General features: G+C 34.8%; 17 protein-coding genes and 2 pseudogenes. 1 reads left to right on the forward strand and 18 read right to left on the reverse strand.

Annotation, left to right across the window (positions count from 1 at the left end; genetic code table 11):
- Window positions 1-3: 3 nt before the first annotated feature.
- The 6 genes from CVFO_RS05320 to CVFO_RS05350 form a co-directional block, all read right to left on the reverse strand.
- Entirely contained in the window at window positions 4-192 is a 189-nt protein-coding gene (locus CVFO_RS05320; RefSeq protein WP_201339017.1) for a hypothetical protein, read from the reverse strand.
- A 2-nt stretch (window positions 193-194) separates the two neighbouring features.
- Window positions 195-353: a hypothetical protein gene (locus CVFO_RS05325; protein WP_225879220.1), complete on the reverse strand. Its 159-nt coding sequence runs from the start codon at window positions 351-353 to the stop codon at window positions 195-197.
- Between the two features lie 337 nt (window positions 354-690).
- The gene (locus CVFO_RS05330; protein WP_201339019.1) at window positions 691-948 is read right to left on the reverse strand and encodes a hypothetical protein; all 258 of its coding nucleotides are present in this window, start codon (window positions 946-948) and stop codon (window positions 691-693) included.
- 21 nt (window positions 949-969) lie between these two features.
- The gene (gene tnpA / locus CVFO_RS05335; RefSeq protein WP_342591034.1) at window positions 970-1,209 is read right to left on the reverse strand and encodes an IS66 family insertion sequence element accessory protein TnpA; all 240 of its coding nucleotides are present in this window, start codon (window positions 1,207-1,209) and stop codon (window positions 970-972) included.
- 92 nt (window positions 1,210-1,301) lie between these two features.
- Window positions 1,302-1,919 (reverse strand): O-antigen ligase family protein, encoded by a 618-nt coding sequence (locus tag CVFO_RS05340; protein WP_225879221.1) that lies wholly within the window; start codon window positions 1,917-1,919, stop codon window positions 1,302-1,304.
- A gap of 208 nt (window positions 1,920-2,127) precedes the next feature.
- On the reverse strand, window positions 2,128-3,786 hold the full coding sequence (locus tag CVFO_RS05350; protein WP_201339023.1) for a glutamine--tRNA ligase/YqeY domain fusion protein: 1,659 nt from the start codon (window positions 3,784-3,786) through the stop codon (window positions 2,128-2,130).
- Between the two features lie 32 nt (window positions 3,787-3,818).
- Here CVFO_RS05350 and CVFO_RS05355 point away from each other — a divergent pair, with 32 nt between their 5' ends.
- Complete coding sequence (locus tag CVFO_RS05355; RefSeq protein ID WP_201339024.1) at window positions 3,819-5,039, forward strand: O-antigen ligase family protein; 1,221 nt, start codon at window positions 3,819-3,821, stop codon at window positions 5,037-5,039.
- Window positions 5,040-5,103: 64 nt separating this feature from the next.
- Here CVFO_RS05355 and CVFO_RS05360 read toward each other — a convergent pair whose 3' ends face one another.
- The 12 genes and pseudogenes from CVFO_RS05360 to CVFO_RS05415 form a co-directional block, all read right to left on the reverse strand.
- Complete coding sequence (locus tag CVFO_RS05360) at window positions 5,104-6,291, reverse strand: CDP-glycerol glycerophosphotransferase family protein (protein WP_201339025.1); 1,188 nt, start codon at window positions 6,289-6,291, stop codon at window positions 5,104-5,106.
- Window positions 6,288-7,070: a glycosyltransferase family 25 protein gene (locus tag CVFO_RS05365; RefSeq protein WP_201339026.1), complete on the reverse strand. Its 783-nt coding sequence runs from the start codon at window positions 7,068-7,070 to the stop codon at window positions 6,288-6,290. Before CVFO_RS05365 ends, CVFO_RS05360 begins: the two co-directional genes overlap by 4 nt.
- Window positions 7,070-7,702, reverse strand: coding sequence for a hypothetical protein (locus CVFO_RS05370; RefSeq protein WP_201339027.1), 633 nt, complete (start codon window positions 7,700-7,702; stop codon window positions 7,070-7,072). Before CVFO_RS05370 ends, CVFO_RS05365 begins: the two co-directional genes overlap by 1 nt.
- A 319-nt stretch (window positions 7,703-8,021) precedes the next feature.
- Window positions 8,022-9,128 (reverse strand): annotated as a pseudogene (locus CVFO_RS05375) (IS3 family transposase).
- 214 nt (window positions 9,129-9,342) lie between these two features.
- A pseudogene (locus tag CVFO_RS05380) lies at window positions 9,343-9,513 on the reverse strand (DDE-type integrase/transposase/recombinase); the annotation flags it as partial.
- A gap of 116 nt (window positions 9,514-9,629) precedes the next feature.
- Window positions 9,630-9,986: a pyridoxal-dependent decarboxylase gene (locus CVFO_RS05385; RefSeq protein ID WP_225879222.1), complete on the reverse strand. Its 357-nt coding sequence runs from the start codon at window positions 9,984-9,986 to the stop codon at window positions 9,630-9,632.
- Between the two features lie 205 nt (window positions 9,987-10,191).
- A complete protein-coding gene (locus CVFO_RS05390) occupies window positions 10,192-10,518 on the reverse strand; it encodes a hypothetical protein (RefSeq protein WP_225879223.1) in 327 nt (108 codons plus the stop codon).
- A 44-nt stretch (window positions 10,519-10,562) separates the two neighbouring features.
- Window positions 10,563-11,627 (reverse strand): anthranilate phosphoribosyltransferase, encoded by a 1,065-nt coding sequence (locus CVFO_RS05395; protein WP_201339029.1) that lies wholly within the window; start codon window positions 11,625-11,627, stop codon window positions 10,563-10,565.
- 4 nt (window positions 11,628-11,631) lie between these two features.
- Window positions 11,632-11,928: a Rieske (2Fe-2S) protein gene (locus CVFO_RS05400; RefSeq protein ID WP_201339030.1), complete on the reverse strand. Its 297-nt coding sequence runs from the start codon at window positions 11,926-11,928 to the stop codon at window positions 11,632-11,634.
- Between the two features lie 5 nt (window positions 11,929-11,933).
- Entirely contained in the window at window positions 11,934-12,542 is a 609-nt protein-coding gene (locus CVFO_RS05405; RefSeq protein ID WP_201339031.1) for a transglycosylase SLT domain-containing protein, read from the reverse strand.
- Entirely contained in the window at window positions 12,539-12,853 is a 315-nt protein-coding gene (locus tag CVFO_RS05410) for a cold-shock protein (protein WP_201339032.1), read from the reverse strand. The genes CVFO_RS05405 and CVFO_RS05410 overlap by 4 nt, the downstream gene beginning before the upstream one ends.
- Window positions 12,854-12,861: 8 nt before the next feature.
- Complete coding sequence (locus CVFO_RS05415) at window positions 12,862-13,509, reverse strand: thiopurine S-methyltransferase (protein WP_201339033.1); 648 nt, start codon at window positions 13,507-13,509, stop codon at window positions 12,862-12,864.
- Window positions 13,510-13,520: the final 11 nt, after the last annotated feature.

Consider the following 13,520-nt stretch of genomic DNA (forward strand, 5'->3'; position numbering starts at 1 on the left):
ATACTACCTTACATAGTAAATATAGTTGGATTGCCAATCAATATGATGCAACACCCCTGAAACAGGCAAAGGAACCACATAGCTCAAATCAATACAGGCTGAAAAATAACCATCAAAAACAACCGTGGTAGAGTCATCTAATAATAAAGTTAAATCATCACCTGCCTTCTTGGCAATAACATCAAAATCCACATCTAATACTTTAGTATTTTGTTGAAAATAATTTGATAAGCTTCACCGTGCTTAACCTGAATATACTTGTCTTTAGCCTGATTAACAACAATATTTTTCTGCTTTAGAGCGCCAGAATTAATTGCTTGTTGTGCTTTAATTTGTTGTTTATTTTCCACCATACTTCCTTATAAAAACTTTGGATAACTCTACTTAGAAAGTATTAATTTCATTAGAATTATGCACCCCAAATTTAGTAAAATACTAAATATCAGCATTATACACAATCAAAAGTTTATTTTTCCCATGAATTGCCAAACTCAATAATTTGATAAAAATGATTGTTTACATGGTATTGCAAATAACTTAGAGTATTAAATTTAACCAACATTAACAAAAAATGTTTGTCAGTTTTTTATAAAAAAAAAGTTTGATATATATATGTATTTAAAAAAGTTATATAAACAAGGTCATAATTAGAAAATGAGTATTGCGCCTCTCACACATCAACCAACATTCTTACTCTCTACCATGACTTTTTGAAAGTGTTCTGTAATGGTTAAATTTGTAGTCTTTAACATTACGTAGATATAAATAGCACAGTTTAAAACCCCAACGCTTGTGCGTTGCGGTTAAGCGCAGTAGACAATCGGCAATTAAAGCATTGTCATCACTGAGTTTTGGTTGATAATAATAAGTGCTTTTACTAATGCTACAAACTTCGTAAATAAGTTTGATACTTGTGTTCTTATTTTGTTCATTGATGTTTAAAGCCATCCTCACGCCACTGGGATGGCTTTAGAACTTTTTTGCTAAGGCATCCTTTGTAATTTGCAGTTTCAACTCACTCTCAGCATACATACGCTTGAATTGAGCATTTTCTGATTCTAGCTCTTTTAAGCGTTTAACCATAGAGACAAAATCTGTATCACCGTATTTAGATCTCCATTTGTAAAATGTGGCTTGAGACATTGCGTATTCACGGCATAGATCAGCCACAGATATGCCTGATTGGTTTTGTTTGAGTATGTTGACTATTTATGACTCTGTATATCTTGATTTTTTCATGTGAAAACTCCTTATTTTTTATTATAGAATTTTCTACTTTAGAATGGTGGTTTTTTGGGGTATTACATTAAGGCAAGGGTTTTAGTTCGATTCCAGCAAATGTAGTTATTTTTTTTACGCTTTAATCGTAAAAATAGAGCAACAAATAACAACTCAATAGAAATAGCAAGCCATGCTGATTTGGTTGCGGTATAAAAAATATAAATAATAATAACTGCCATTAAAAATCCAGCCAAAAAGGTTTGCATTGTATTGATTTTATTAGAAAAAATAATAAATAAAACCACTGGAAATATCAATACAAATGGATGTGCTGCTATATTTTTGTTGCCAAATGTGGAAGATGGTGCTGCTGATTGTAATAAAAGTTCGGTATCAGGTGATAAATATTGGAATATACCGATGATGGCAATAAGCCCACCTGCAACAGCCAAACCAAAAGCAAACTTTAAGAGGTTGGTATGTGTTTGTTTAATGCAATAAGCAACAAAAAATGCATAAAAGATAATTAACCATAGCAGCCATTTACCGATAAAAAAATCAACATTAACACTCCAAAAAATACTACCAGTGCCTAGTAAAAACAGCACCAATAAAGATATTTTTAAATCACTAAAGTGATAAGAAAAATGCTGACGATTTACCCCATAATGTACAAATAAACAAAAAACCAATGCCAAAAGTTACGGCATATAGTTTGGCAAAACTGGAATCATAAAAACCATAAGACCCAGCCCAAGGCGCTTGTAATGCAACACCGATAAGTACAACACTAAGCCAAATAATTAAACCGTTGTTCGCCAATTTCATAAATTCATATTACAATCCATTGGATTTATTTTCTTCTTTCATTGTCATGCTATAAAACATTAACTGTGTTTGTAAGGATTAAGTACACCAAGTATCACGTAAACCCGTCGTTTTGTTAAATACCAGTTCATCGCTTGATTGATTGTCTCGACAAAAATACCCTTCACGTTCAAATTGATAAGCGAATTCAGGCTTGCTATTAGCCATACTAGGCTCTACCACGCCATAAGTAGTGACTAGTGATTGTGGATTAAGCAATTGTTCAAAGTGGTCATTTTTGCCAGGGTTTTCAAGTGTGAATAATCGCTCATATAGTCTAAATTCTGCTTTGAGTGCCTTGGTAGCTTCAACAAAGTGAATCACGCCTTTGACTTTACGACCATCAATAGGATTTTTACCTAATGTATCTGGGTCGTATGTTGCATATACAGTAGTAATATTACCGTCAAAATCGGTATCAAAAGTAGTGGCATTAATGACATAAGCAAATCGCAGGCGCACCTCTTTATTGATTGCCAATCGTTTAAATTTTTTATTCGGTGCCACTTCTTTAAAGTCTGCTCTATCAATATATAATTCACGGGAGAAAAATATATCACGCTTACCCATCTCCTCATTTTGTGGATGAATAGGGGCTTTTAGGGTTTCAATTTTACCTTCAGGGTAATTTTTAATAATAACACGTATTGGATCAATGACACCCATTGTGCGTGGCGCTTTGATATTCAAATCATCACGTATAGTAGCTTCTAGAATTGCTATATCGGTCATGCTGTCCACTTTAGAAATGCCAATTCGATTGGTAAAGTCGCGAATACTAGCCGCAGTATAGCCACGACGACGAAGCCCTGAAAGTGTAGGCATGCGTGGATCATCCCAGCCAGATACTAGCCCATCTTCGACTATTTTTTGTAATTTACGCTTTGACATGACGGTGTATTCTAAATTTAGCCGTGAAAACTCATACTGATGTGGGCGATTAGGCTTATTAAAATCATTTAGGTTTTCCAATATCCAATCATATAAGCGACGATTGTCTTGGAATTCTAACGTGCATAAAGAGTGAGTTATCCCTTCAATTGCATCACTAATACAATGGGCAAAATCATACATGGGATAAATACGCCACTGATTGCCAGTTTGGTGATGTTTATCAAAGCGAATGCGGTACAGGGTCGGGTCGCGCATGCACATGAATGAACTGCTCATATCAATTTTGGCGCGCAGTACACATTCACCTTCTGAAAATTCACCTGCTTTCATTTTTGCAAGTAATTCTAGGTTTTCCACAATCGATGTATCTCGATAAGGGCTATTTTCCCCAGCCTCTTTTAAAGTACCTCTGTAGGTGCGAGTTTCACCTGCATTTAAAAAGCAAACGTAGGCTAGGTTTTTATGAATAAGCTCAATGGCACACTCATAAAATTGGTCAAAATAATGGGAACTATACTTAATATCACCATCCCACACAAACCCAAGCCACTTAATATCTGCCTTGATGGCATCTATAAATTCAATATCCTCTTTAGCAGGATTGGTATCATCAAATCGCAAATTACACTGTCCCTTATAATCTTTTGCTAAACCAAAATTTAGACAAATTGACTTAGCATGCCCAATATGCAAATAACCATTAGGCTCAGGCGGAAAGCGTGTTTGAATTGAGTTGTGTAGTCCCGAATCTAGATCATTATTAATTTGGTTACGGATAAAGTTTGTATGAGTGTCCTTGTTCATAAGTATCAAATTATAGTCAATATAAATGTAAAATGCGCTCTATGAGATTGCCGATTACTTATTCAAATATTGTTAATACATTATTATTATTATTCCCCATCGGAATACTTATTTTAAAAGGATTTGGAGATTTTGTTTTATTGAGTCTTGCAATATTGGGACTTTATACTGCTATTTCTGAAAAAAAATCCCCTTTTAAAATTAAAGAATTAAAACTATTTTCTTGGATAACAACTGTTTATTTTTTAGTTATGTTATTTTCCATCCTATATGCAGATGGTTGGAGCGCTGAGTTTCATCATTTGGGCAGAAAACTACATTTTTTATTAGCTCCATTGATTGCACTTGCAATTTTTCAAATAGACCTACCACTTAAGAAGCTATTATTAAGTATTAAAACAGGCTTGATTATTGCTGGTATTGTTGTTATCACTCAATTTTTACTAGGCTTAGTCAGACCATCAAGCGTGATTAATGCCAATATATTTGGCGATATTGTTGTTGCCATGTTGTTTTTATCAATCGTGCAAGTATTTAGTGAAAAACCAAAAGAGCGAGTGGTCACTTTTATTGCAATATTAGCAGGAATTAGTGCGATACTTTTATCAGCAAATCGTGGCTCTTGGATGTCATTTCTTATTCTATCTATCATTTATATTAGCCTAATTTATAAGCCATTTTTAAAAAATAACAGCAAGAGGCAATTGTTTTTAGTATTATTTTTCTCGATTATGTTTGGATTTATTAATACACAGACTAATGTAGGTAAAAGAATTAATGATACCGTTGCTAATGTCCAAAAATGGTATTCTGGAGGTGGGTCACCCACTTCTGTTGGACTTAGAATGGAAATGTGGAAAGCTGGATTGAGCGTATCAAAACAGTCATTATGGTTTGGTTACGGATATAAGAATGCAAACAAAGTTGTATCGGAGTATGCATCTAACAATAAAGATAGGATTAAAGTATTCACTCATCTGCATAATGAGTATATAACTAATTTATTATCTGCAGGGGTTGTTGGGTTGTTATCATTGCTCAGTTTATTATTTGCTCCTTTAAGAGTTTTTATAAAAAAACTAAGCAATAAAAATACTTACACCTATTCATTTATGGGAATTTTGCTTTGTATTGGATATGTGACGTTTGGCTTTACACATGTAGCATTTGGAGATAAATATGTGAATGCATTTTATGTACTATTTATGAGTTTTTTGTTGCCTAGGACCATAAAAAATAATGACACATCGTAAGAAGTATCATTAATGTTTTTTTAGATGAATACTATTTTAGCGTGTGGGTGGGTTTTTAGTTGATTTATAAAAAGGTCTCAAGATGTTTATTTATATGTTCATATACTCTTTTAGATGAATCCCCATCTTGATATAAGTGATATTTGTTTGCAAGCTTATTGTACTTATCATACGAATAAGTTTGTTGAATAGTGCTATCCATTGATTCTAATAAATTATCAAAAGTATTGATTCTATCAGAAGGGATATCTAAATCAAAATTCACGGCACTTCCTCCTGCGTCTATAAGTTCTTGATAGTCAGGCAAGTAGACCAAAACGGGTCTATTCGTAATTAAAAATTCATGTGTTAATGATGAATAGTCTGATATTAGCACATCTACCCCAATAAGTTCATCAACTACATCACTCCACTCTTGAGAATACGAACTAGATGCATAAATATTAGAATGGGTTTTATTTAGATGAATAGGGCTTTTTTCGGCACGATGTGATCGAATAATAAGTGCGCTATTATTGTGTAATAAAAACTCATTCATTTTTTTTAAATCAATATTATTATTCCATTTATGTCTTCTACCACTAGGCATATAGGCAAAAATTGTGCTAAATTTTTTTAGTGACGAACTTATATTTTTAATAATGTATTTTCTATCTGTTTGTTTAGAATGAAGTCTATCAAGTCTTGGTATGCCTACAATTGGCAATGTAGAGTGATTAACTCTAAATAACTGAGAGTACAACTGCCGTGTAAATTCTGAGGTGGCACATAAGAACAAATAGCGATTATACAGCTTTTGAAATTTTGCCTTATTTCTATTAAGTCTCCACTGTGGTTTATGCTGATTATGGTTAGGAGGGACGATGTTATTAGTCACTCGGTGAAGTCCATGGAAAAGATTTATAACTAAAGCTTTGTGACTTAGATATTTATTAAGGTCTTCTAATTTAGATTTACATATAATATGTACTTGTGCTCTTGAAATGTAATAACAGCCTAGAATACTAGATTGTTTAAATGCAATGATTCCTTCATTTCTCAATTTACTCACCTGAATGTCAAATGGGGTAATATAGATGTGTGTGTTTTTATCTTGTTTTTTTGAATACTTTAATAAAGGCAGAGAAGAGTTTGTAAACCCCTCAGAATATACCCATATATTCTTATCCCTAGGAAAAAGAGATACAATCCAAAATATTGGTAGAATAATTTTGTAGAGCTTTTCCCAATAACTTTTATTATTTTTTATCATGAGAAATCTTCCTTTCTTAATTTAATGTAACGTCTTTTTGATTTTACAATTAATGATAATTGATACAATCCTAACTTTAGCTGAGAGTAAGCCCTTTTAATTCGGAATGAAAGACCACCTTTTAGGTTATTTCGATTATCAATGGTTGAGGTAGATATTTTCTCTGAGTAAGTATTATTTAACCCGTAATAATCACATTGATCCAGTTGAATAATAGGTGCTGGTTCTATTTGATAGGCGCGAATACTATAGCAAGTGGTAATATGTGCATCAGCCAGTGCAATGCCTTTTTTTCTCTCACATTGAATAAGTTTTTCAGCACCTTCTGGCCAGAGTATGTATCCTGCTGCACCTGTCCTATCTTGATAAAGGCGAAGAAGTTTTGAGTTGCATTCGAGAGTTGTACCAGATTTTGAGATGAATTTTTTCCTGCCTCTATTTTCAAGATTGACTAAATCCATGCCTTTTTTGTCAGAAAGGCATGAAAGTAATTTTGGCACGCATTTTGATAGCAATGCATCATCTTCTAGTATTAAAGCTGGTTGATTGTTTTTAATAACCTTATACCATACTAGTCTATGTGAATAATAGCAGGCAACTTCAGTATTTTTTAGTGGTCTTTGCCAATCATAATGATGCTTTTGATAGGTATTATGATTAATATCTTTGATAGATACAGCATTGATTATTTGGTAATCTAATTGTAATGATGACAATTGCTTTTCTTGAAATTCTCGTCGTTTGATTGAACTTGTTAGATTGATAATAAAAATATCCATCACCACCAGCCAGTTTTTTCTCTTGTGTGCCTATTTTTTAGGCGTTTATAAATGGTATCAAATTTTTGTAATCTTACAAATACCTCAAGCAACATTTGACCTGCAATATTAATTTTTGCCATTTTATCAATACGCCAACGCATATTTCTAAGCGTATCATCAGTGCCGACTTTAAATACTGAGGTGCCATCAAAAAGCGCCACCCTCTCTTCATTATCTAGCCTGATGATTTTTTCTTTATCATCTTTGTAGTTCTGTGCATTGGTAATGAAGCGCTCACTTTCTTGTATTTTGACAGTATTTAATAGGCATGAGCATGCTATGGATAAACCTTTAAGCGCATCATTATCAGAGTAATCTGCAAAGGTGTCAGCTGCAGAAATTAGCCATCGTGTATTTAAACTCTTGAGTAGAAACTTTGCCTCTGTATGCCAAAGATTTTCAAAAAGAGCAAAATATTTTTTTATTTCAAAGTCCCGTCTAATTAAGACAATAATTTTTGCATGGGTGTAGCAAAGTTCACTTTGTCCAGAAAACTCATTTTTTAAAGCGTTAAGATGTTTTTCAATATTGTTGGAACTGCCATGTGTGTATATTATTTTATTATTAGTAGAGACCTTTGCGTAATTCATAACTCCCTCTCCAAAATTCCATTCTTTTTATTTTTTCTAAAAAATTTACCAGATTTTCTCATCTTTGCATAAAAATCTAACAAACCACCTTTTAAATAGATGCTTTTAGCATTTATTTTTCTTATTTTTTACACCATTCCAACCTTTAAACACAACAACCCCTCAGGCTTTGCATTCGTTTGAATATATTCATGCCAGTCTTTCAAGTTGTGACTCATGGCAATTAACTGAGCCCTGGTTTTATTTCTTTCTAAACCAAGGTATCTTACCTTGCCTAAACCATGATGAACTGCAATGCTCTAACCTACTTGGACACATTTCAAGCCGCTTTTTTCAATTCAGCCATCTTTTGAGCAGGTGTTAAATACCCAATCGCTGAATGAATCCTTTTGTAATTATACAAGTAGATATAACCCTCTACATTTTGCACGACTTCACTATGATTTGCAAAACTTTGATAATTTAATCTCTCAGTCTTCAGACTTCTAAAGAAACGCTCCATGACCGCATTATCCCAACAATTACCTCGCCTGCTCATGCTTTGAGTAATGTTGTTCTTGTTGCAATAATCAATAAAAACTTTAGAAGAGTATTGAGTCCCTTGATCAGAGTGGAACATGTGTTTATTTGTATTGGGCTGGTGTCTAGACACAGCATTACTAAGCGCATCCTTTGCCAACTGAGCATTAGGCTGTTTTGACAATGCCCAACCAACAACTTGTCTTGAGCCTAAATCCAACACACTGGCTAAATAACTCCCACCTTGATAGGTTTTGATATAGGTAATATCACCAACCCAATGCGTATTAATTGATTGCTGCTCAAACACACGATTTAATAGGTTTTTTGCCTTTTTAAACATCAATCTAGTATTAGGGTAATAATGACGCTTTCTTGGGCGTATGGCAACTACATTGGCTTTTTTCATTAGCGTTGCAGTTTGGTAAATACCAATGTTATAACCTTGGTTATTCAAAACTACTCGCATTCTGCGTTTGCCATAGGTGTATCCAACTTCAATAGCAGTTTGTTTGATTAATTTAATCATAGCGTTGGTGTTGTTGTTTACTCGCTTATCTTTGACTTGATAGTAATAACTACTGTGAGGAAGTTTGAGTAATGCTCATAATTCTTTAGTATTGTATTGTTGGCAAGCCTTGTTTATCTTGATAATCATATCACTTGGTGATTGTCCACAGCGAACAAGGCTGTTGCCTTTTTTAAGATTTCATTGTCCCTTTGTGCGCGCCAAAGTTGTTTCTCAAGCAGTTGTATTGTTTGTTGTTCAGAAGTCAGCGCTTTGCCTGACTCTGGTGTTTGTCCACCAAGCTCTGCTAGGTATTGTTTTCTCCATCTGCTAACTGCTGAGGAGCAAGCTCCTGATATTATCATGATTTTTTTTATTGGTGTAATTCTCATGCACCATGAGTTTGGCATAATCTAGTGTTCCCCCCTCAAGGGGGTATTGAACAGAATGTTCAACGGTAAAAGTCACTCGTTGTTTTCTTGATTTATATTGTGTCATTACTGACCTCCTTATGGTTTGTATTATAAGGCTATCTTTGTGTCCAAGTAGGTTAGAGCATTGCACACTCACCGAAACCCTACATTTCCCTAAATCATGCCTTCATTGTGAAGATCCGCCACTGAATCAAACGTTCTAATGATTGAATAACTCGTCTTGCTGGCATGGACAAGTCCACATCAATATTCAAGCCTTCCCGATTGTAATCATCGACAACATTAAAAGTTCTAATGTGCCTGCCATCAGTGAGTGAGTCTGACATAAAATCCATTGACCAAGTTTGGTTAAGTATGGACAGCTCTATTGGGCACACATCTGGGCAAGAGGTATGCCAAAATATAGCATTGTCCACTTATTTTTACTTATCCTCAGAGGGTGTTATTTTGTTGTTATTGTCATCAATTAATGCGCATCTTTATTAACAAAGGCAAGCAAAGGTTTTTGATTAAACAGTCTTTGCTTTTTTGCCTCTTTCAATGTTTGATTACGTGCAACCATCATGGCAATCATATTGGCATTACTCGATCCTGTTGTCATTTGTCCTTCGCCGTTTTTAAAACCCACTATGTCAAGCATCTGCCCAATCATATATTTTTCCATTAACGTCGCAACAGGTACAGATTCAAAAGTGCAGTTTGAAGTATTGCTTAGCGCAGTCACAATTTCACCCACAATGGAAGGTTGATTAGCGCCCGACCACATACGATTGGCAAAATTAGGATGGCTAGTATTGGGAGAATATTCTAGGCATTGCCCCACCCATACAAATACCCCTTCCCAACACTGTGAGCCTTGTTTGTTTAAATTTAGGGTTTTTCCAACTCATTAATAGTTTGATAATTAATAAGTTGATTGGATTTTTAAAAATTTGAAGTAGCTAAGACCTGGGCTATTTTTTGTAAGATATCCTGATCTTGCATCAATTAGGCTCGTCTATTTAGAATAACCATGACAATGCCTAAAACTAAAATAGACAAAGCTGCATTTGCCAAGCCTGAGTCAGTTTGTATTTGCCCATTTTCACTCCACTTAACCACCCAGTAAACAAATGGAAAAATACTACACCTGCCATCACTACTGATGCCATTAAGCCACCAATGCAATGCAATTTTTCTCTTCGATGCCACAAAACAAGAGGAGATAATAAAACCAAAGAAGTGATCAGCTCGAAACCGCCAACAATATAAGCGCCATATTGAGTGAACAATCCACCTATCGTATTGCCTAAAAAAACATACGATGCCCATAAAGCAATTAACCAACTAACAACAACTTTAATATTATTATTCATTTTTTCTATTCCCCTTTTGTTTTGTAATGATTTTTAAAGTTTAATTATAAACGATTCAATACTTTGCCAGAGTCCAAGGCTGCTCTTGTTATATCGGCAGCCCCAACTAATGAACTGGCTTTTTTAGTATGCCAAAGAATCAAGCTAGCAGCCAAGACCAAGCCATCATAAAACAGCCCTTTTTCACCTGATAAGGCAGATTTTCCTAATTTAACTGTGTAATCTGCCAAAGCTTTAATGTCATTATGTATATCCAGCTCACTAGGAAATGAAATAGTGCGCATATCTTGATTAATGCCCAACGACTTAGGATCAATATCCACTCTGTCTTGCTCAACCAAGCCTTGATAAGAAATCATTAAGCCTTTTTGACGAAGTGAGGGAATTACACCACCCTCAACGCCACGAACTAGTAACGATGTATCCATGCCTGAGGCAGTTACTAAGTGGGCATAAATAGGAGGGTAAGGCTTATGCACATAACCCAAAATAGAATGCGTTTTTTTGCCACGCAATGGTCCAATTAAGGTTTCTACTGTGTTAATCACACTGCGCTTAATAATTTGATTACGCAAAGGCACAAGGTTGTGTAAGCCTTGGCAGTAGTTTGCTTGATCAATATACGACCAACCAATATTGCCATCTTCAAGCCGAGCTTTTGCCTGTGCAGTTGAGTGATCAACCTCTAAACCCAAAGCCTCATTAATATGCCGATGAGTAAGCCCATATTTTGGCGATACACTGTCCAAGCCATGAATAACGGTAGGCAAACCAAGCTCAGCCAACAATGGTGGTAAAAATGATGAAATTGGGACAGAACGATTATAACCACTATAAGGGTCGCCCAAATCTACCAAATCATCAACCATCACCTGCTGCTGATCAGATTCACTAAGAATAGCAGCAAGAATGCCTTCATTCTCTTCATGTGTTTCATGTTTCATACGAAGTGCAATTAAAAAGATAGCTGATTGCACGTCATTAATCTCACCACGTAATATCCCTTGCATGCCTGCTTTAGCCTCTTCAAAATCAATATTTTTACTCAAATCAGGACCTGTTGCTATGCGTTGAATAATTGAGTGCATGAGTGTTTTAGATGTTTTCATAATTTTAAATATTAATATAGATTTTATTATTTTCTTGTTTGGTAGGATAAACGCGCAAATTATCAACATCTGCCTGTGCGCTATCTCCTGTGGTCAAATCAAAGCTGAATCCATGTAGTGAACACTTGATTCGATTACCTTTTAAACAACCTAGCGTCAATTTAATATCTTCATGTGGACAGCGGTTATCTACACAATGTAGCTCACCTTGATTAAGTGTAATCAATAAATCCTTACTTTTTACGACAACCTCAATCATCGTACCTTCTTTTGGCGCCTGATCTAAAACTTTTACCCACATAAAATCTAGAAGAGTCTCCGAACATTATTACCATCTAATTGGGAGGCGCATTGTTGGAGTTGTTGTTTATAACGCTGTGCATTGTCATCAACACTACGTGCTATTTTTATCAGCCACGGCTTAGCAGAATAAGTTTGTTTATTAAAACCACCATGCCCTTCATGATAAGCAAGGTATTGATTGTGAGTATCTGATTTATCAATACCAGAACGCTTACTGGACTGATTAATATACCAACCAATAAAGTCTATAGCATCATCAAAATCATCACGATCGGCATTTTGATTGCTTGTTTTTAGCTGGTACCATTCCCAAGTTGTGTCTTTAACTTGTGCAAAACCATAGGCACTACTTGATCTAAACCATGGTACGACACCAAACAGCTTATTTCTTGGCGGTTTTGCATCTGATGCAAAATGTGATTCTTGATACATAATAGCCAACTGCACATGCATAGGTGAGCCATACTTTTTCTCACTAGCTTTAACTGCTTGATACCAACTCACCTGCTCATCCATTAAATGGCAAATATTGTTCACTTGTACAGCAGGTGTTGAAAAACACCCACTAAATGTTAACGGGATTAACGCAATGAGTAAGTACTTTTTTATCATACAAATATTTTATAAACAACAATCGCTTGAATAATGAACAAAATGACAAACATGCCCTTAACAGCGCCATTTGATAACGACTTAGACTCAGAACTAGACGCCTTAGCACCTTTTTCTAGATTAACATCCATTGCCACCCAGCCCTTTTCAGAGTTTTGCGCACTAAACACAACGCGTGTATTAACTTTTAGACGAGATTTATTAAAAATATTTTTTTGATGAATGAAATATTTTTCACCATCATCACCCGTAATAAAACCATACCCCTTAGTGCCAAATTGTATCACCATTCCTTTTATTTTTTTTGCCATTTTTCCTCTTATTTTTTACGCAAACAATACGTTGCTTTTTCAATAAAATCAACATTTTCACGTTGAAACTTGGGCTCATTTTTAATATCATCAAAACATTGTAACTGCTGACATTCAAACCCTTTAAAAAGTGAAACCACCTCCGTCTTATTAACCGCATAAGGCGGTCCACTTACTTGTGATTGAGGATAATTTAAGGTTAATAATAGCATCCTGCAACCAGCGGGTATTATAGCGTATAAGTGAGATGCATATTTCGCTCTTAAAGCTAAAGGCAGTGCGATTAAAGACGCTCTATCATACACAGCACTAACATGATTCAAAACACTGGCATCAAGGTCAAAATAATCACCGCAATAAATATCAATATTTTCTGAAGAAAAAATCACAAATTTACCACTTTTCTTAGTTGAAAAATGCAACTCATTCTCTACAAAAAACTGCCGAGTAGCAAGCTCACTCAACTCAACACCCAGCACCTTAAAACCTTTTTCTAGAACATACAACATATCAACGCTTTTTCCACATAATGGCACAAATACACAAGCATTAGTACTTAATTTTAAACAATCAATAAATTCAATTAGTCTTGAGTTAGGTTGATTTTTATGCCAACCTATTTTTCCTTCTTGCCAGCGTGTTATCCAATCGGTCATATATAATAATA

It is taken from the genome of Isorropodon fossajaponicum endosymbiont JTNG4 (assembly GCF_016592615.1).
Classification (GTDB): domain Bacteria; phylum Pseudomonadota; class Gammaproteobacteria; order PS1; family Pseudothioglobaceae; genus Ruthia.